16 protein-coding genes are annotated in these 16,752 nt (G+C 66.5%); 9 read left to right on the top strand and 7 right to left on the bottom strand.

Annotated elements, in window-relative coordinates; translation table 11 throughout:
• Nucleotides 1-8: 8 nt before the first annotated feature.
• Both N825_RS17745 and N825_RS17750 read left to right on the top strand, forming a co-directional pair.
• Nucleotides 9-632, top strand: a complete 624-nt coding sequence (locus N825_RS17745) for an N-carbamoylsarcosine amidohydrolase (protein ID WP_037454675.1) — start codon at nt 9-11, stop codon at nt 630-632.
• A gap of 104 nt (nt 633-736) precedes the next feature.
• Nucleotides 737-2,044, top strand: coding sequence for an MFS transporter (locus tag N825_RS17750; RefSeq protein ID WP_037454678.1), 1,308 nt, complete (start codon nt 737-739; stop codon nt 2,042-2,044).
• Between the two features lie 35 nt (nt 2,045-2,079).
• Here N825_RS17750 and N825_RS38980 read toward each other — a convergent pair whose 3' ends face one another.
• The 3 genes from N825_RS38980 to N825_RS17755 all read right to left on the bottom strand — a co-directional run bounded on the left by N825_RS38980 (nt 2,080) and on the right by N825_RS17755 (nt 3,566).
• Entirely contained in the window at nt 2,080-2,250 is a 171-nt protein-coding gene (locus N825_RS38980) for a hypothetical protein (RefSeq protein ID WP_157619339.1), read from the bottom strand.
• Nucleotides 2,251-2,327: 77 nt separating this feature from the next.
• Complete coding sequence (locus tag N825_RS39790; protein ID WP_198038378.1) at nt 2,328-2,498, bottom strand: hypothetical protein; 171 nt, start codon at nt 2,496-2,498, stop codon at nt 2,328-2,330.
• 57 nt (nt 2,499-2,555) lie between these two features.
• Complete coding sequence (locus N825_RS17755; RefSeq protein ID WP_157619341.1) at nt 2,556-3,566, bottom strand: aldo/keto reductase; 1,011 nt, start codon at nt 3,564-3,566, stop codon at nt 2,556-2,558.
• A gap of 65 nt (nt 3,567-3,631) precedes the next feature.
• Between N825_RS17755 and N825_RS17760 the strand changes: the two genes are divergently transcribed.
• Nucleotides 3,632-4,060, top strand: coding sequence for an RbsD/FucU family protein (locus N825_RS17760; protein ID WP_037454681.1), 429 nt, complete (start codon nt 3,632-3,634; stop codon nt 4,058-4,060).
• Here the strand turns inward: N825_RS17760 and N825_RS17765 are convergent.
• Nucleotides 4,041-5,291 (bottom strand): flavin monoamine oxidase family protein, encoded by a 1,251-nt coding sequence (locus tag N825_RS17765; RefSeq protein ID WP_037454684.1) that lies wholly within the window; start codon nt 5,289-5,291, stop codon nt 4,041-4,043. The two genes, N825_RS17760 and N825_RS17765, sit on opposite strands and share 20 nt — an antisense overlap.
• A gap of 340 nt (nt 5,292-5,631) precedes the next feature.
• Here N825_RS17765 and ispH point away from each other — a divergent pair, with 340 nt between their 5' ends.
• A complete protein-coding gene (gene ispH / locus N825_RS17770; RefSeq protein WP_051512514.1) occupies nt 5,632-6,600 on the top strand; it encodes a 4-hydroxy-3-methylbut-2-enyl diphosphate reductase in 969 nt (322 codons plus the stop codon).
• Between the two features lie 2 nt (nt 6,601-6,602).
• Nucleotides 6,603-7,739, top strand: coding sequence for an adenosyl-hopene transferase HpnH (gene hpnH / locus N825_RS17775; RefSeq protein WP_037454687.1), 1,137 nt, complete (start codon nt 6,603-6,605; stop codon nt 7,737-7,739).
• A 16-nt stretch (nt 7,740-7,755) separates the two neighbouring features.
• Here the strand turns inward: hpnH and N825_RS17780 are convergent, their stop codons facing one another.
• The 3 genes from N825_RS17780 to shc form a co-directional block, all read right to left on the bottom strand.
• Complete coding sequence (locus N825_RS17780; RefSeq protein ID WP_037454691.1) at nt 7,756-8,520, bottom strand: Ntn hydrolase family protein; 765 nt, start codon at nt 8,518-8,520, stop codon at nt 7,756-7,758.
• A 4-nt stretch (nt 8,521-8,524) separates the two neighbouring features.
• The gene (locus N825_RS17785) at nt 8,525-8,944 is read right to left on the bottom strand and encodes a hypothetical protein (RefSeq protein WP_037454694.1); all 420 of its coding nucleotides are present in this window, start codon (nt 8,942-8,944) and stop codon (nt 8,525-8,527) included.
• Nucleotides 8,945-9,084: 140 nt separating this feature from the next.
• On the bottom strand, nt 9,085-11,106 hold the full coding sequence (gene shc / locus N825_RS17790; RefSeq protein WP_245613153.1) for a squalene--hopene cyclase: 2,022 nt from the start codon (nt 11,104-11,106) through the stop codon (nt 9,085-9,087).
• A gap of 344 nt (nt 11,107-11,450) precedes the next feature.
• Between shc and N825_RS17795 the strand changes: the two genes are divergently transcribed.
• The 4 genes from N825_RS17795 to N825_RS17810 form a co-directional block, all read left to right on the top strand.
• Nucleotides 11,451-13,730 carry an AAA family ATPase gene (locus N825_RS17795; protein ID WP_037454696.1) on the top strand — a complete coding sequence of 760 codons (2,280 nt, stop codon included), beginning with the start codon at nt 11,451-11,453 and terminating at the stop codon, nt 13,728-13,730.
• Between the two features lie 105 nt (nt 13,731-13,835).
• Entirely contained in the window at nt 13,836-15,752 is a 1,917-nt protein-coding gene (locus tag N825_RS17800; protein ID WP_084164831.1) for a PAS domain-containing protein, read from the top strand.
• Nucleotides 15,753-15,774: 22 nt separating this feature from the next.
• On the top strand, nt 15,775-16,227 hold the full coding sequence (locus N825_RS17805) for a YqaA family protein (RefSeq protein WP_037454700.1): 453 nt from the start codon (nt 15,775-15,777) through the stop codon (nt 16,225-16,227).
• 179 nt (nt 16,228-16,406) lie between these two features.
• Nucleotides 16,407-16,752: hypothetical protein (locus tag N825_RS17810; RefSeq protein WP_037454702.1), on the top strand; the 346-nt coding region annotated here is incomplete at its 3' end.

Consider the following 16,752-nt stretch of genomic DNA (forward strand, 5'->3'; position numbering starts at 1 on the left):
GGTGAACCATGTCGACCGCTGAGGACAATTACAAAGGCGTCTGGGGCAACCGCATCGGCTTTGGCGCCAAGCCGGCGCTGCTGGTGATCGACTTCCTCCGGGGCTACACGACCGAGGGTGCGGCGCTGTTCGCGCCGGGCGTCGTGACGGCCGTGGCGGAGACGGTCGAACTGCTGGAGGCGGCGCGGAGCAACGGCATCCCCGTCGTCCACACCAACATCCGCTATCACCCCGGCCACTTCGCCGACGGTGGTGTCTGGGTCAGGAAGGCTCCGGTGATGCGGGACATGGTGGAGGGCAACCCGCTCGCCGAGTTCTGCCCGGAGGTGGCGCCACTGCCCGGCGAGGTCGTGTTCTCCAAGCAGTACGCCAGCGCCTTCTTCGGGACCAGTCTGGCGTCCATGCTGCACGCGCAGGGCATCGACACCGTGGTGCTGGCCGGTTGCTCGACCAGCGGCTGCATCCGGGCCAGCGCCGTGGACGCCGTCCAGCACGGCTTCCGCACCATCGTGGTCCGCGACTGCGTCGGCGACCGCCACCAAGGGCCGCATGAGGCCAACCTGTTCGACATCGACGCCAAATACGGCGACGTGGTCTCCAAGCGGGAGGCGATCGACCGCTTCCGCGCCTGAGACCAAGCGATACCCAAACAAAAAACAAGACGCGAACGACGGGGAATGGTCCAGCCGCCAAAAGGCTTCGGACGACACAAAGCTTCACGTGAGGGACGAGCGACATGACCATAGCCCAGACGGCCGCCCCTTCGGTGGTCACGACCAAGGAAGATCTGTATCGCAAGATCACCTGGAGACTGATCCCTTTCCTGTGCTTCTGCTATCTCGCGGCCTATCTCGACCGCATCAACATCGGCTTCGCCAAGCTCCAGATGCTGGGCGATCTCCAGTTCAGCGAGGCGGTCTACGGCTTTGGCGCCGGGCTGTTCTTCGTCGGCTACATCATCTTCGAGGTGCCCAGCAACCTCGTGCTGGAACGGGTCGGGGCCAAGGTGTGGATCGCCCGCATCATGATCACCTGGGGGCTGCTGTCGGGGATGACCATGTTCGTCACCTCGGCGACGCAGTTCTACATCATCCGCTTCCTGCTGGGCGCCGCCGAGGCGGGCTTCCTGCCGGGCGTGCTGTATTACTTGACCACGTGGTTCCCGACATATCGGCGTGGCCGGATCATCGCGTTGTTCATGATCGGCCTGCCACTGTCGAGCGTGATCGGTGGCCCGATCTCCGGTTGGATCATGGGGCACTTCGACGAGGTCCACGGCTTGCGCGGCTGGCAGTGGCTGTTCCTGCTGGAGGCGATTCCCAGCGTGTTGCTGGGCCTGCTGACCTTCGCGGCCCTACCGAACTCGTATGACAAGGCGAAGTGGCTGACCGAGGACGAGAAGCGCCAGATCGCCGCCGACCTGCGGGACGACGACGCCGAGGCCAAGGGCAGCCGGCACAGCTTCAAGGATGGTTTCTTCAACCTGAAGATCTGGATGCTGGGCGGCATCGACTTCTCGATCCTGCTGAGCGCCTACGCGCTTGGGTTCTGGATGCCGACCTTCATCCGCAACGCCGGCGTCACCGACACCTTCCACATCGGCCTGCTGTCGGCCCTGCCGAGCGTCGCGGCGCTGTTTGGGATGCTGCTGATCGGCGCCAGTTCCGACCGCCACCGCGAGCGCCGCTGGCACATCATCGTGCCGTTCATCGTTGGTGCCGCCGCCATGTTCGCCAGCACCTTCTTCACCCACAGCGTGGTCGCCACGGTGCTGCTGTTCGCCATCGCGTCCGCCGCGATCATCGGCGCGGTTCCCGTCTTCTTCAGCCTGCCGGCGACCTTCCTGAAGGGCACCGCCGCCGCCACCGGCTTCGCGCTGGCCTGCTCGCTGGCGAACATCGCTGGCCTGGTGAGCAACTCCCTGATGGGCTTGATGATCGACCTGACCGGAAGCGGCACCGGCGCCATCTGGTTCTTCGCCGGCTGCCTGCTGGCCAGCTGCCTGCTGGTGATCGCCCTGCCGGCGAAGCTGGTCAACCGGTAGAACGGTCGCGGGGCCGGTGAGGGGTTCGCCGCTTCCTACCGTCCCTCCGCCCCAAACCGGTGCGTGGCGGTGTTCTCCTCGCTGACGCGGGCGTTCTTGGTGGAGAAGGCGTCGTAGGCGGGTTCGCCCAGGAAGTTCGGCATGACGATACCAGCGGCGACGGCGATCACGATCGCGGTCAGGCTGCCGAGGATGAACATCTTCATTGGCGGTCCGTGAGATTATTCGAGCGGTGTGTCGGTCGGTCTTTCCCGGAGCGCGTTTGGCGCTCCGGGATCGTTATTTACTGGCCTTCGCGGTCGCGTCCAGCCTTATCGCGGATCTCGTCCTTCTCACCCATCTCCTCGAACTTGCGTTCGGGGCTCTTATCGGTGTCGCCCGACGCCTTGCCGGTCTTCTGGTCGAGAGCCTTCTCGATCTGGGCCGCCGCGTCGGAACCCTTACCCGTGCTCATGCCGTCCTCCCCAGGTGTTTTCGCGCTGGACCGCCTCGTTCCCCCAGCCACTGGGGCTCAAGGAACCGGGGCGTCCTGACGAATCAACCCTTCCGAACGCAGTTCCGCCCATAGATCGGACGGAATTTTATGCGCCAGCAGCTCCATGCTCTCCGCGATATGTTTCGGCTTGCCCATGCCGGGGATGACCGACGCCACCGCGGGATGGGCGAGCGGGAACTGGAGCGCCGCCGCCTTCAGGGGAACCCCATGCCGGCGGCAGACCGCCTCGATCCGGCGCGTCTTCTCCAGGATCTCGGGCGAGGCCGGCGCGTAGTCGTAGGTGGCACCCTCGACCGGGCCGCTCGCCAGGATGCCGGAATTATAGGGTCCTCCCAGCACGATCCCGATGCCGCGCTTCTCACAGAGTGGCATGAAGCTGTCCAGGCTGGCCTGATCCAGCAATGTGTAGCGGCCGGCCAGCAGGAAGGCGTCGAAGTCGCCGGCCTCGGCGAATTTCTGGCATGCCTCCCACTCGTTCAGCCCGGCGCCGATCGCCTTGATCACGCCCTGCTCGCGCAGTTTCAGCAGGGCGGGGTAGGCGCCCTCCATGGCTTCCTTGAAGCGTTGGTCGAACGCGTCGCCCTGGTTGCGCCGGTCGGCGTCATGGATGAAGACGATGTCCACGGTGTCGGTGCCGAGCCGCTGGAGACTATCGTCGAACGACCGCATCACGCCGTCGTAGCTGTAATCCAGGCCCCTGCGGAACGGCGGCACGTCCATGAACAGGCCGGCCTCGGTCGGTTCACCCCGAGCCGGAAACAGACGCCAGCCGACCTTGGTCGACAGCGTGACACCCTCGCCGCGTACCTTGCGCAGCCAACCGCCGACCCGGTGCTCGCTGAGACCGTGGCCGTAAAGCGGCGCCGTGTCGACATAGCGGACGCCGGCGGCGAACGCCGCGTCCAGCGACGCGGTCGCCGCCTCGTCATCGATCGCGCGGTACATGTTGCCGAGCGAGGTCCCGCCAAAGCCGAACGTGGTCAGCGAGACATCGGTGCGGCCAAGCTTGCGCCTTTCCAATTCCATGCCATCCTCCCCTTTCATATTTTCGTATCGAAGATCAATAACACGCAGGGTGGGAAACGGAAGCCATGCTGAAGAAGCTCGATCCACTGCTCAATGGGGCGTTGCTCCAGATCCTCGCCGATATGGGCCACGGCGACGAACTCGTCATCGTCGATGCCAACTATCCCGCGGCCGCCAACGCCAAGCGGCTGGTCAGGCTGGATGGCATCACCGCCACCGCGGCGCTCGACGCCGTGCTGTCGCTGCTGCCCCTCGACGACTTCGTGGAGGAGCCGGCCGCCGTCATGACGCCCGGTGACGAACGGCCCCCCGTGCTGGACGAGTTCCAGGCCATGGTGGACGCCGCCGAGGGGCGGCCGATCCGCACCGCGCAGATGGAACGGTTCGCCTTCTACGAGCGGGCGCGCGGCGCCTATGCCGTGATCGCCACCGGCGAGCGCCGGCTCTACGGCAACATCATCCTGGTCAAGGGCGTCATCCGGCCCGGCCAATAGCCTCGGCGACCGCCGCGGCCGCCGCCACGCCGGTCAGGTAGGCGCCGTGCGCGGTCGAGTAGCTTTCGCGGGAGCACGCCTCTCCGGCGAAGAACAGGCGGCCATCGATCGGGCGGGCCAGCACCGCCCGACCATTGGCACCGCCCGGAACCGCGTAGGTATAAGCCCCCCGCGACCACGGATCGCCGGCCCATCCCGACGCGGCCACCGGCTTCAATCGAGTCCGCACCGACGAGCCGAACAGGTGGACCAACTCGCCGATCGCGAGGTCGGCCATGGCGTTGGTTCCGGCGCGCTCCAGTTCAAGCGCGAAATCGCCGCCGTAATAACCTTCGACCAGCGGGTTGCCGAGGGGCTCCAGGTGGTAAAGCCCGGTTCGGGCGCTTTCCAGCGAAGCCGCCACCTGCGTGTCGGGCGGCAAATCCCAAGGCCGCCCCTCGACCCCCAGGAACAGCTTGGTCACCATGCCCATCGGCAGGTTCCTGGCGGCCTCGATCTTCTCCGCCGGCAGGGGTGGCGTGAACCGGATCGCCTCCCCGTCCAGCAGGGGCGTCGGCACGGTCAGGATCACCGCCCGGCCGCACAAGTCGCCCTTCGGCGTGCCCAGCACCACGCGGGGGCCCGTCATGTCGACCGACATCACCGGCGTGTCGAGCGAGACCTGAACCTCTACGCCGGCGCGGGCCACCAGCGTGCCATAGCCCGCGACCACCCGCCAATTGACGCCGCTGTCGGCGTAGCGGTCGAGATCGATCGCCGAGAGCCGGTCGGCCTCCGCTCCCGAGATATAGCCGATCATCGCCCGGATGCGCGGCAGCCAGCGGTTCCCGGGCGGCAGCAGGTCGGCGACGCTCCTGTCCGGAGCGTCGTCTCCGACGGCCTCGACCGCATCCCAGAAACGCTCCATCGTCCTAGACCAGTCGGACGTGGCGTCATCGCCCAGCCGCCGCTTGATCGAAGCCGCTCCCCAGTCCGGCGGCCGCTCGTCCATCTCCAGCCCAAGTTCCGCCGCGATCGCCACCCACGGATTGCGATCGGCGGAATGGAGCCAGCCGCAGCCGAGGTCGGCCGGGTGCCCGTCGGGCGTCAGCACGGTATGGGCGCGGCCTCCCGTCCTGCTCCGAGCCTCGGTCACCACCACCGACAGCCCACGGCGTTTCAGTTCGCGCGCCGCCGCCAGCCCAGCCGCCCCGGCCCCCACCACAACCACATCCACTTCGCTGATCGGCATGATCTCTCTTCATGTTCAGGCATTCCGCACCCTGGCTCAACAAGGGCGCCGGGGTATCGGATCATTGCGTCTGATCCAAATGCGTGTTTGCCCGCTTTTTCCCTTCCGGGATAGCCTTGTACTCGGACGGGAGCCGGGCGGTCCCGAGGGCGTGTGTTGGACGGCATCGGCGTCGCGCCTGCCTCAACCACCCGCTTCGACGCATGATCCACTCCCGCCCTGTTTGAATCCTGAAGCCAAGGGGCCGTTTCGCCGTCGGAATCCACGGACCCGCACACCATCTCGATGAGACACGACCAGTTCTGGACACGATCCCTGGACACCACCGAAAGCGCCGCCGATGCAAGTGATCCTGGCCCAACCCCGCGGCTTCTGCGCTGGCGTCGAGCGGGCGATCGAGATCGTGGAGCGGGCCTTGGCTCTCTACGGTCCCCCCATCTATGTCCGGCATGAGATCGTCCACAACGGGCACGTGGTCGAACGGCTACGGGCCAAGGGCGTCCACTTCGTCGATGAGGTGGACGAGGTGCCGCCGGGCGGCGTCACGATCTTCAGCGCGCATGGCGTCTCCACGGCGGTGGACGATGCCGCTCGGACGCGCGGCCTTCATGTGATCGACGCGACCTGCCCCCTGGTTGCCCGTGTCCATATCGAGGGTGCCCGCTACTCCCGGCAAGGGCGCGATGTCGTGCTGGTCGGGCATTCCGGGCACGCGGAGGTCGTGGGGACGCTTGGCCGCCTCGGGGGGCGGACGCATCTGGTCGGCTCGGTCGCGGACGTCGCGGCGCTGACGGTGTCCGACCCGACGAAGGTCGCCTACATCACTCAGACCACCCTCAGCATCGATGACACGCGGGCCATCATCGACGCCCTCAAGCGGCGTTTTCCCGGGATCGTCGGCCCCGACACCAACGATATCTGCTACGCAACGCAAAACCGCCAGCGCGCGGTGCTGGGCCTCGTGCCGCTGGTCGATCTGGTGCTGGTGGTCGGGGCGGCGAACAGTTCGAATTCCAACCGCCTGCGGGAGATCGCCGAGAACGCCGGCGTCCCAGCCCATCTGATAGAGGACGCCTCGGCGCTTGACCCGGCATGGCTCGACGGTGTCTCGTCGATCGGCGTCACGGCGGGCGCCTCGGCTCCGGAAGACCTCGTCCAGGACCTCGTGAGGCGGTTGGCGAGCATCACCAAGCTGCGCGTCTCCACGCTGCCCGGCACCGAGGAGGGCATGCGCTTCCGCCTTCCCATCGAACTCGAAGCGGGCTCCCGCGGGGCGCCCTACCGTTCCCCTGACACGGAAACCCCCTGAAAATGGCCGTTCCCCTGCTTCAAACCGCCATGGTTGGCGCCTATGTCGTCGGCCGGCATCTTCGCGGCGTCAAGCGGTACCCCTTGGTGCTGATGCTGGAGCCGCTGTTCCGCTGCAATCTGGCCTGCGCCGGCTGCGGCAAGATCGACTATCCCGATCCCTTGCTGAACCGCCGGCTGAGCGTCGCCGAATGCCTGGACGCGGCGCGGGACTGCGGTGCGCCGGTCGTCTCGATCGCCGGTGGCGAGCCGCTGCTCCACGCCGAGATCGACCAGATCGTCGAGGGGCTGATCAAGCAGCGCCGCTTCGTTTATCTCTGCACCAACGCGCTCCTGATGGAAAAGAGGCTGGACCGCTTCAAGCCCAGTCCCTACTTCACGTGGTCGGTCCATCTGGATGGCGCCAAGGAGGAGCATGACGCCTCTGTCTGCCAGTCCGGCGTCTACGACCGCGCGGTCGCCGCGATCAAGGAGGCCAAGAGGCGCGGCTTCCGCGTCAACATCAACTGCACCCTGTTCGATGGCGCCAATCCCGAGCGGGTCTCCAGCTTCTTCGACGACGCGATGGCGGCCGGCATCGACGGCATCACGGTATCACCCGGCTACGCCTATGAGCGTGCGCCCGACCAGGCGCATTTCCTGACACGCCGGCGGACCAAGCAACTGTTCCGCGACATCTTCCAGGCCGGCAAGGACAAGAGTTGGGCGTTCAACCAGTCGTCCCTGTTCCTGGACTTCCTGGCCGGCAATCAGAGCTATCATTGCAGCCCGTGGGGCAACCCGACACGCAACATCTTCGGCTGGCAGCGCCCTTGCTACCTGCTGGGCGAAGGCTACGCCAAGACCTATCGCGAGCTGATGGACGAGACGGACTGGGACGCCTATGGCACTGGCAACTATGAGAAATGCGCGGACTGCATGGTCCACAGCGGCTACGAGGCGACGGCGGTCGCCGACGCCGTGCGCAATCCACTGAAAGCCTTCATGGTCAGCCGGCGCGGTCCGCGGACGGATGGCGGCATGGCCCCCGAGATCCCGCTCGACGGCCAGCGCCCAGCCGAATACGTCTTCTCCCGCCACGTCGAGAAGGCGCTGGAGGAAGTCGGCCCGACACCGACGCGGAAGCGGGCGGGTGGCTGAGGAACAGCCCAGGAGGTCAGCGGCGGCGCCGTGGCAGGCGGCGGGGTAAATCCCCGCCCTCCACCGGCTTCTCGCGATCCTGACCGAACACGACCTCGTTGATCCGCTCGTTTATTTCCCAGATCTTGTTCTCGTATTCCTCGGCGTTGATGGCCGATATGTGGTCGTACCCCATTCCGTCCTCCCGCTTCAGGAAGTAGTGCAGCTGCACGGGACCTCGAACGCCGCCCGTATTCGTCTCGATCACGTGTTCGATGATCCAGTACGACAACAAACGCGCGTGTTTCACGGTCAGTGTGCTGATGTCACAGGTGTTCTGAAGGAATGACATGAAGGGATCGGCGAATTGCTTGCCGCTTCCGTGCGCGACGTAGAAATAATCCTTCGAGTAAAACTGCGGCCGGAAGCCGCCGCTGAACAGGATGAGTTCCGGCGACCCCTTGAAGATGACGCCCAGCATGATGGTGCAATCTATGCCCCTCATCGGGTCGGTCACATATTTTCCGAACATGGTTTCGAATTCGGCGCAAATTCGATCGCCAAGATCGTCCGCCGTGGCCGATTCTTCCAGCCAGAGCGGCAGGAATGACGAGAGCCGCCGCCTGATCCGCTCCGCCATGCTGAAGTTGCCGGAATAGGCGAAGATCACGTCATCCATCAGATGGAAGATCTTCGGTGCCTTCATCTCGGTGGTGGCGCCATCATGTGTGGCGACCGTGATGGCGCTGTCCGTCGCGATGACCAGACCATCCGTACAGAACAAACCGATGGCGATGGTCACGGTGTCATCCGGCCTTCATCCGACGCGCGTCATCCCGGTTCATTTCAGGGTATTCCCGACAGACCGCTTGGACGATCTGGTCGAAATAGGAGCGCCGCATCCATTTCACCACATCGGTGATGTATTCCACGATATCCGTCGGTAACTTCCCGAGAACCAGCTTGCCGCATTCGAGTCCCTGGGGAGTGAGGCTGTAATTACTGAAGCGTGGTTTGAGACGTTTGATTTTCAACAAACCCAGGTCCGCCAATTCCTTGGCCACGTCGTAGATGGCCATGTCGACGGGCCCGAAATCGCCTGGATGGAAGTCGAATTTCTTGCCGCCGATGGCGTCCGCGCAGTTTTCATCGATCAGGAACAGCAGCTTCTGAAGGTGGACCGGTTGGTATTCCATGTCCGGCACGCTGGCGAGGGCCGCCAGCATGAGATCTTTCCTGTCCACGCCCAGTCTCCGAGATCAAGCCATCCATCCCCGCAGGCTGGCCCAATTCGGCTTAAGGTATTGTTAAGAAGGGCGGGGGAGGACCAAGCCGATGTTCGATCACCCTCGCTTCGTGAATAGGTTCAAACGCCCCAGGGCACGGTGACGCGGCGCTCCTCGGCCATGCCGCGATAGCGGGCCAGCGCCCAGAGCGGGAAGATCGCGGAATAGCCATGGTAGCGCAGATAGAAGACGCGGGGGAAGCCGACCGCGGTGAAGTCCTCCTCGTCCCACAGCCCATCGGCGTTGCGGTTGTCGATCAGGAAGCGGACGCCTCGTGTCACGGCGGGGTGGAGGATCAGCCCGGCGGACATCAATCCCAGCAGCGCCCAGGCGGTCTGCGAGGCGGTGCTGGGGCAGTGGTCCTCGGCGATGCGGTCGGGCCAATAGGACACTCCCCCCTCGCCCCAGCCACCGTCCTCGTTCTGGCGCGATAGGAGCCAGTACGCCGCGCGCCGGATCATCGGGTCGTCGGCGGCGATGCCCACCGCGTTGAGGCCGCACAGAGCCGACCAGGTGCCGTAGATGTAGTTGGTGCCCCAGCGCCCGAACCAGGACCCGTTGGGCTCCTGCTCGCGCCGCAGGAACTCGACGCCGGTGGCGACGGTGGGGTGCTTTCCGTCCAGCCCGAGTTGGGCCAGCATGCCAATACATCGGGCCGTCACATCCACGGTCGGCGGGTCGAGCAGGGCGCCGTGATCGGCGAACGGGATGTAATTCAGATAGTGGCTGTTGTTGTCGGCGTCGAAGGCGCCCCAGCCGCCATTGGTGCTTTGAAGCCCCTCGATCCACTCGCGGCCGCGCTCTATCCGTTCGGCGTAGCGCTCGGCTCCGCAGCGGTCCAGCGCCATCACCACGACGGCGGTGTCATCCGTGTCGGGATAGTGGGGATTGGCGTATTGAAAGGGCCAGCCGCCCGGACGGATGCCGGGACGGCGCCAAGTCCAGTCACCCTGGACATCCAAGACCTGCCGCTCCGCCAGCCACTCCGCCGCGCGCGACGCCATCGCCCGCGCGTGCGGGCCGCCGCACTCCGCCAGCGCATGACAGGCGAGCGAGGTGTCCCATACCGGGGATAGGCAAGGCTGGCACAGGATCTCGTCGCCCTGGCGCAGCAGCAGCTTGTCCATCGCGCCCCGCGCCGTCACCACATCGGGATGGTCGGCGGGATAGCCGAGGCAGTCGTACATCATGATCGCGTTGACCATCGCGGGGAAGATGGCGCCCAAGCCGTCCTCGCCGTTCAGCCGTTCCGTCACGAAGGTCACGGCCCGTTCGATGGCGGTCCGCCGGCCGCTTTTCGGCAGCCGCGGCTCGATCAGTTGCAGGAAGCTGTCCAAGCCCCGGAACAGGCGGGCCAGAGCGGTGTCGTCGGGCGCCGAATGCCAGTCTGCGACCCGGTCGGCCGGTACGGTGAACAACTCGGCGACACCAACGCCACGCGGGTTGCGCGCCCTCGGCTTGTGCGCCATCACGACCAGCAGCGGCACCACGACGGTGCGCGACCAGTACGAGATGCGCGAGATATGGACCGGCGACCACGTTGGCAGGTTCAGGATCTCGACCGGCATCACCGGAACGCCGCGCCAGGGGATCTGACCGAACAGCGCCAGCATGATGCGGGTGAAGACATTGCAGCGAGCGGCTCCGCCATGGGCGAGGATCGCGTCGCGCGCGCGCCTCATATGCGGCTCGTCCGGAGCGTCGCCGGCGGCCTTCAGGGCGAAATACGCCTTGACGGAGCAGCTCACGTCCAGGGCGCCACCGTGGAACAACGGCCAGCCGCCGTCCGCGCCCTGGCGGCGCCGGATGAAGGTCGCCAGCCCGGCCTGCGTTTCCGGGTCGATCTCATCCAGGAAGTGCTGGAGCAGGATGTGTTCCGCCGGGATCGTGGCGTCGGCTTCCAGTGGGAAGATCCAATGCCCGTCGGGCCGCTGGAGGCGGTCGAAGGCGGCTTCCGCCGCGCTTACCGCCTCGTCGAGCGAGGCCGTCAGGGTGTCGGATTGTTCGGTTGGCCATGCGGCCGGGGATTCGAGTGGCCTGTCGGCCGTAATGTCATCTGGCTCCAGCCCTTGGGGACCGTCGCCCATCCGCGGGAGAAGCATTCGCGCCCACCTGCTTTTGGTCGAAATGATTATTCGCAGCAAAGAACTTTTGTTGGTTTCACGCAACCACCCTTATGCCGCGGCGCGGCGTGATGTCATCAGCGCAAAAGGCGACGCGCTTCTCCGGTCGGCGATGCGGTTGATTTGTAATAAGCTTTCAGGGCTTGGCGATCCTGCGTCGGCATGGCTCCGACGGAGGTCACAGCGACCGGTATTTGAATGAAAATCATGGTTAACGATTAATTTACTATGCCGAAAGTAACACTTGTCTCCAGGAAAGTGATCGCCCGACCTCCTTCCGGGAGGCTTGGAGCGCCGCCACCAGGACAGGAGAGGCCCGCCCGATGCTCAGCAACGCCGCCGCACAGTCCGTCAAGAACGCCTATGAACTCGCCGGCCAGTACGGCCATGGAACACCAGGGCAGGAACACCTGCTGCTGGCCCTGACCGGCGACACCGACGCCGTCGCGGCTCTGATGGCGTGCGACGCCGATCCCCGCGCCATCCACCGCGAGATGGACCGCCTGCTGCCGCGGGTTCCGCGCCGGGTGGCGGGGGACAATCAGTTGGAGCGCACGGTGGAGCGGGCCGAGCGTTTCAAACCCGAGGCGCCTTGCGACGGCGCCTGCCTGCTGCTGGCGCTGCTGGTCGACCGGGGCGCCACGGCGGCGACCATCCTGCGCCGTCACGGCGCCACGCGTGACCGGATCGTCGACCACATGGTCCAACGCGATGTCGAGAGCCGGCGCCGCGCCCGGGAGGCGGCCCCCAACACGAATTCGCCGACTGCCCGAAGGGCCAATGCCGATCCCGACGCGCCGCCACCGGCCGCCGACAGCGCCCTCGCCACATATTGCGTCGATCTCAACGCCAAGGCCGCCGCCGGCCGCATCGATCCGGTGATCGGCCGCGAGGACGCGATCGAGCGGACGGTGCGGATCCTGTGCCGCCGGACCAAGAACAACCCCATCCTGGTCGGCGAGCCCGGTGTCGGCAAGACGGCCATCGCGGAGGGGCTGGCGCTGCGGATCACCCATGGCGAGGCTCCGGAGGCGCTGCGCGGTACCCGGATCTTCGCGCTGGACCTGGGGGCGCTGGTCGCCGGCACCCGCTACCGCGGCGACTTCGAGGAGCGCATGAAGGCGGTGGTGACCGAGATCGGCGAGACGCCGGGCGCCGTCCTGTTCATAGACGAGATCCACACCATCATCGGAGCCGGCGGATCGGGTGGCGCCATGGACGCGGCCAACCTGCTCAAGCCCGCCCTGGCCGACGGGTCGTTGCGTTGCGTCGGCGCCACCACCTACCGCGAATACCACCAGCACATCGAGAAGGACCAGGCGCTGGCCCGCCGCTTCGGCAAGATCGACGTCGCGGAACCCTCGGTCGAGGACGCGGTGGCCATCCTGGAAGGCGTGGCCGAGCGCTACGCCGACCATCACAATGTCTTCTACGGCGTCGAGGCGATCCGCGCGGCGGTCGAGCTGTCGGCCCGGTACATCACGGACCGCCATCTGCCGGACAAGGCGATCGACGTTTTGGACGAGGCGGGCGCCATGGTGCGCCTCGACGCCGGCCGGGTGTGGCCGCGCCGGATCGACGTCTCCGACATCGAGGCCGTCGTGGCCCGCATCGCCCACATGCCGGTTCGCCGCGCCGGGTTAGACGAGCGGGCGGCGCTGCGCACCCTGGAGGCGGACCTGAAGGCGGCGGTCTTCGGACAGGACCCGGCGATCGCGGCGCTGACCTCGGCCGTCAAGATCGCGCGGTCGGGCCTGCGCGATCCGGAAAAGCCGATGGGCTCCTATCTGTTCGCCGGACCGACAGGGGTTGGCAAGACCGAGATCGCGAGGCGGCTGGCGGCGACGCTCGGCGTCCCGCTGCTGCGGTTCGACATGTCCGAATACATGGAGCCCCACACCGTCAGCCGCCTGATCGGGGCGCCTCCGGGTTATGTCGGCTTCGACCAGGAAGGCTTGCTGACCTCGGCCGTGTCCAAGGCTCCCCACGCGGTCCTGCTGCTGGACGAGATCGAGAAGGCGCATCCCGACCTGTTCGCCCTGCTGCTCCAGGTGATGGATGCCGGGCGGCTGACCGACAACTCGGGCAAGACCATCGACTTCCGCCACGTGATTTTGATCATGACCACCAACGCCGGCGCCGCCGAGATGTCCCGCCCCTCGATCGGGTTCGGCGACCGGGCTGAGGGAGAGGTCGATGCCAGCGACGCCGCGGCGGCGATCAACCGGTTGTTCACACCGGAATTCCGCAACCGCCTCGACGCCACCGTCCAGTTCCGGGGCTTGGAGGCCGACACCGTGCGCAGGATCGCGCGGTCGCACCTGGACCAGCTCGCCGGCCAATTGGCCGATCGCAACATCGCGCTGGATGCCACCGACGAGGCGCTGGGTTGGCTGGCGGCGCGTGGCTTCGATCCCGCCATGGGCGCCCGCCCGCTGGCGCGCCTGATCGAACGCATGGTCAAGCTGCCGCTGGCCGAACATCTCCTATTCGGCGAACTGGGCGAGGGCGGCGGCCGGATCAGGCTGGAAGTGGTAGACGGTAAACTTGACCTCTCGGTCGACCGAACCCATGTCAGATCGTCGGAATACGAACCGGCGTAGTCCCGCCCATCGGCGCCGCCCCGCCCCTGCCCAAACCGGGCGGGGTGGGATGGGGCTGCGGGGGAATTCCGGGGCGGACCAGCAGTTCCGGAGTTTTCTGAAGCGATGACCAACAGGAACGATGCCAGATCGTCCATGTCGGCCAATGGGTCACTTTCCCAGGTTCTCTCGGCGATGGCGCTCGAGATTCCCGACACGGACGTGCTGCTTCGGATCATCGACCGCGTTCCGGCAGCCGTCGCCATCGTCGGCGGGCCGGAATTCCGCCATACCTTGGCGAACGCGGCCTATGTTTCCATGGCATCCGGCGGCGGTCGGATCCTGGGCCGCACCGTCGCCGAGGTCTTCCCCCACGGAGCACCCGAGCACTTTTCAGCGCTTGATGCGGTGTGGCGATCCGGCCAGTCCCAAGCCATACCCCGATGCCGCCTGACGGGCGCCGTCGATGGCGGCGCGGTTTGGTGGGAGATCGATTATACCCCCTTGGATGCGAGCGGCGCCGAAAGCGACAGCGTGCTGATCATCGCGCGGGACGTCTCCTCCCAAGTCGCGGCCCAAGCCGCGGCGGAAGCCGAGCGCACGCGTCTGACCGCGCGCATGACCGCCGACCACGCGCGTTTCCAAGCTTTGGTGGAAAGCATGCCGGCGGGGGTCCTGGTGGCGGAGGCGCCCACTGGACGGATCACCTATGGCAATCACCGGGTCGAGGAGATCCTGCGGCATAAGGTGCTGAATTCCGCCGATGTCGGCAGTTACGGCGAGTGGATCGGCTGGCACCCGGATGGGCGGCTGGTGGCTCCCGAGGAGTGGCCGCTGGCGCGCGCCCTCGAGGGCGAGGTGATCGCGGGCGATGAGTTCCTGTATCGGCGCGGCGACGCCACCATGGCCTGGATCAAGGTGAGTGGGGCCCCGATCACCGACGCGTCGGGGAAAATCACCGGCAGTGTGGTCGCCCTGTACGACATCGACCGCGAGAAGCGGGCCGAAGCCGTCCTGCGCGGCAGCGAGGAGCGTGTCCGCAAGGTCATCGACAGCCTGTTCAGCTTCGTCTGCGTCACGACTCCCGAGGGCGTGCTGGTCGAGGCCAACCGCACGGCGCTGGACGCGGCCGGCCTCCATCCCTCCGCCGTGCTGGGCCGGCGGTATGAGGACACGTGGTGGTGGTCGCATTCGTCCGACGAGCGGGCGAGGCTACGATCGGCCATCGACAAGGCCGCGACGGGGCAGACCTCGCGGTACGACGCCGTGCTGCGGCTGGACGGCGACCGCCTGATAACGGTGGATTTCACGATCTCGCCGATGCTCGACGAGGCGGGCAGGGTCACCCACCTGATCCCCTCGGCCATCGACATCACCGGACGGAAGCGCGCGGAGCAGGCGCTGACCGGCGCGCTGGTCGACAAGGATGTCCTGCTGGAGCAGAAGGACATGCTGCTGAAGGAGGTCAACCACCGGGTCAAGAACTCGCTTCAACTGGTCGCCAGCCTGCTGAACCTCCAGGGCCGGCAGTTGGACGATCCGCGCAGCCGCCAAGCTTTCCAGGACGCCGTGTCACGGGTCGGCGCCATAGCGCAAGTCCACGAACAGCTCTACAAGAATGACAATGTCCAGCGGGTCGAGTTCGGCTCGTACCTTCGGACGCTCTGCACCCTGTACGGCGGTGGTGGCAATGTGGCGATCCAAGCAGAGCCGGTCGAGGTCCCGACCGACAGCGCCATCCCGCTCGGGTTGCTGACGGTCGAGTTGCTGACCAACGCGCTCAAGCACGCGGCTCCCGGCTCGACGGAGCGGCCCGTGGAGATTCGCTTTGGCCGCGCGGTCGACGCGGGACTCCAGCTGACGGTGCGCGATCACGGGCCCGGCATCGCGGAGCACTTCCTCGATCCACAAAACCGGCGGCGGAGCGATAGTCTGGGCATGAGGCTGATCGAATCCCTGGCGTCCCAGTTGGACGCGGCGCTGACGGTCGATAACCTGGATCCCGGCGCCCGCTGGACCCTGTCGCTCCCCGCCAGCGCTTGAGCGGGGCGCGGGGACCCAAAGCATGGACTTCGACGTGCCGGCCTATGCCGGCCTTTTCGCGGCGGCTCTGGTGGCCGCGACCATCCTTCCCGCCCAATCGGAGATCCTGCTGGTGACCCTGCTGGCGCGGGGCGGTCTCGACCCCGTGGCGCTGGTTGCGGTCGCCTCCGCCGGCAACGTGCTGGGCTCGATCTTGAACTGGGTGCTGGGCCGGTTCCTGATCCACCTGCGCCACCACCGCTGGTTCCCGCTCAAGCCCGCCGCCTATGACCGCGCCGTCGGCTGGTACGGGCGCCACGGCGTCTGGTCGCTGCTGCTCGCTTGGCTCCCCATCGTCGGGGACCCCTTGACCGTGGTCGCGGGGGCGCTGCGTGTCGATCTCACGCGTTTCATCCTGCTGGTCTCGATCGGCAAGATAGGCCGCTACGTCTTCATCGCGGTCTCCACCTTGTGGTGGACCGACGGCGCCGTCTGATGTGGTGCCGCGTGCGGCGGCGCGAGGATTTCGAGAACAAACCTGTTTTGGGATGAACCCCATGTCTTGGAATGAACCCGATGTCTTGGAATGAACCCGATGTCTTGGAATGAACCACTGGGCGGGTACCGGTGTTTAACCGGTTTGAACCCGCTCCGGGTGAGTTTCTGGGGATCTGGATGGGACTGCGCGACGGCCTGTGGCTGATAGCGGCGGCGGCGGCCGTGCCCGGGCTGCTGCTCTCGGCCGTCCTGCCGTCGATGGCTCCGCCCGGATCACCGACTTCACCTCCGGCGACCATCGCCGTCGACACCCAGGCTGGCGGGGCGACATCCAAGACGATCGTGGAACCGGTGGTGGCGAACCCCGCAACCTCGCTTCCTGGTGTCATCTTCGCCTTTCCGCCGCTGACCGTCGCCGGCATCGTGGGAGCCTTGGTTTCTGGTCTCCTCGCCGCCGGGGCCGCTCGCCTGATCCAGGGCGGTGGGCCGGCGCACGCCGGCGCGGCGCGCGGCCACTCGGCGG

Origin of the sequence: Skermanella stibiiresistens SB22 (genome assembly GCF_000576635.1) — a bacterium.
GTDB lineage: Bacteria > Pseudomonadota > Alphaproteobacteria > Azospirillales > Azospirillaceae > Skermanella > Skermanella stibiiresistens.